Below are 1,775 nucleotides of genomic sequence, written 5' to 3' on the forward strand. Positions count from 1 at the left end.
ACGGGTCCCCGCCAGATCACCGGGTCGCTTTCATTTTCCAGCAGCAGATTCACGGACATGATCTCCGTACCCAGCTTGCTCTTTGCCGGATACAGACCCATATCGTCCCCCCGCGCCTTATCCCGGATTCCGAACATCTTCGGAATGGAAGGTCCGGTAATATCCGCATCAAACACGGCGGTCTTGTGCTCGTTGCGCTGCAGGGACACTGCCAGCAGGGAGGTCACCAGGGACTTGCCCACGCCGCCCTTGCCGCTGACTACTCCGATGACCTTGCCGATCTTGCTCAGTTCATGGGGCTTTTCCAGCATGCTCTCCGGCTTTCTTTCACCGCAGTTCTGGCTGCAGCTGCTGCAGTCATGTGTGCATTCACTCATTGTATGCTCCTTTCAGCCGGTTACTCCTCCGGCATCTCCCAGTTATGATATACGTTCTGTACATCATCATGATCCTCCAGATTTTCCAGCAGCAGATTCATTTTCTTGATCTGATCCTCGTCTGTCAGAGTGGTATAGGTGGAGGGAATCTGTTCAACCTCAGCGGACAGCACCTTATAGCCCTTTGCAGTCAGTCCCTCCCGCAGTGCATGCAGATCGGAGGGTGCGCAGGTGATCTCTACCGTATCCTCATCGAAGGAAAAATCATCCCCGCCACAGTCCATGCAGTCCTCCATGACGGTATCCTCATCCAGACCGGTATTTTCCAGGATCACCACACCCTTCTGGGAGAACATGAAGCTGACGCAGCCGCTGGTACCCAGATTGCCACCGAACTTGTCAAAGTAATGCCGCACGTCGCCTGCTGTCCGGTTCTTGTTGTCCGTCAGACACTCTACGATCACTGCCACGCCGTTGGGGCCATAGCCCTCGTACACCATGGACTCATAGCTGTTCTTGTCGTCTCCGCCGGCAGCCTTCTTGATGACACGGTCAATGTTATCGTTGGGCACATTGTTTGCCTTTGCCTTGGCAATCAGATCCCGCAGCTTGCTGTTGCTGTTGGGATCCGGACCGCTTTCCTTGACGCAAACCATGATTTCACGGCCAATTTTGGTGAAGATCTTGCCCTTGGCAGCGTCGGTTGCTTCCTTCTTCCGCTTGATATTGTTCCACTTTGAATGTCCCGACATTCGTATCACTCCTCCGTTGGTAATTCCATATTCCAGATGGGAGCAAACAGCTCCTCCAGCCTGTCCTGCCGCCCCAAAAGATGCAGATAACCGAACAGGCACTCCAATGCAGTGGCACGCCGATAAGTCTGTACGTCCGCATGCTTTGGCACTGTGTTTCCGGTGGCATTCCTCCCCCGGCGCAGCACGGTCTGTTCCTGTTCCGTCAGCATGGGCAGGATCACATCCACCGCAGCGGACTGATACTCTGCGCATACCCGCCGTATCGTCAGGTTATGCAGCTTGGCGTTGGGCATATTTGCACTGCCCAGGATCCGGCTGCGCATCATGCACTCGTACACGCTGTCCCCCAGGAACGCCAGCGCCAGGGGGCTGTATGCATTGACCTGCTTTTCCGTTAGTGTCTGCATATCACTTTACATAGTCAAATTCAAAGCCGAGGATATTGACCGTATCCCCTTCCTGAATGCCCATTTCCTCCAGTTTTTCAATGATCCCGCTGTTTTGCAGCACACGCTGGAAGTACTGCAGCGAGGAGTAGTCGTCCATATCCACCGTCCGCAGGATGGGCTCAAACCACTTGGCGTCCACATAGTACACCCCATCCTCCACCTGGATCTCGAACTTGCCATCTCCGCTGCTGCGA

General features: G+C 54.6%; 4 protein-coding genes. All 4 read right to left on the reverse strand.

Annotated features, from left to right (window positions below):
* A partial coding sequence (locus QVO51_RS06640) for a P-loop NTPase (RefSeq protein WP_288167950.1) occupies window positions 1-377 on the reverse strand: 377 nt, incomplete at its 3' end.
* Window positions 378-397: 20 nt separating this feature from the next.
* On the reverse strand, window positions 398-1,129 hold the full coding sequence (locus QVO51_RS06645) for a YebC/PmpR family DNA-binding transcriptional regulator (protein ID WP_015558534.1): 732 nt from the start codon (window positions 1,127-1,129) through the stop codon (window positions 398-400).
* Window positions 1,130-1,134: 5 nt separating this feature from the next.
* Window positions 1,135-1,539, reverse strand: coding sequence for a Mini-ribonuclease 3 (locus QVO51_RS06650; protein WP_015558533.1), 405 nt, complete (start codon window positions 1,537-1,539; stop codon window positions 1,135-1,137).
* Between the two features lies 1 nt (window position 1,540).
* On the reverse strand, window positions 1,541-1,775 hold a 235-nt coding region (cgtA, locus tag QVO51_RS06655; protein WP_288167951.1), incomplete at its 5' end, for an Obg family GTPase CgtA.

This window comes from Ruminococcus sp. CAG:379, assembly GCF_000434255.1.
Classification (GTDB): Bacteria; Bacillota; Clostridia; order Oscillospirales; family Ruminococcaceae; genus Ruminococcus_F; species Ruminococcus_F champanellensis.

Coding starts and splice junctions, on each gene's coding strand:
- QVO51_RS06645 (WP_015558534.1), bottom strand. CDS start 1,129: ATGTCGGGACATTCAAAGTGGAACAATATCAAGCGGAAGAAGGAAGCA.
- QVO51_RS06650 (WP_015558533.1), bottom strand. CDS start 1,539: ATGCAGACACTAACGGAAAAGCAGGTCAATGCATACAGCCCCCTGGCG.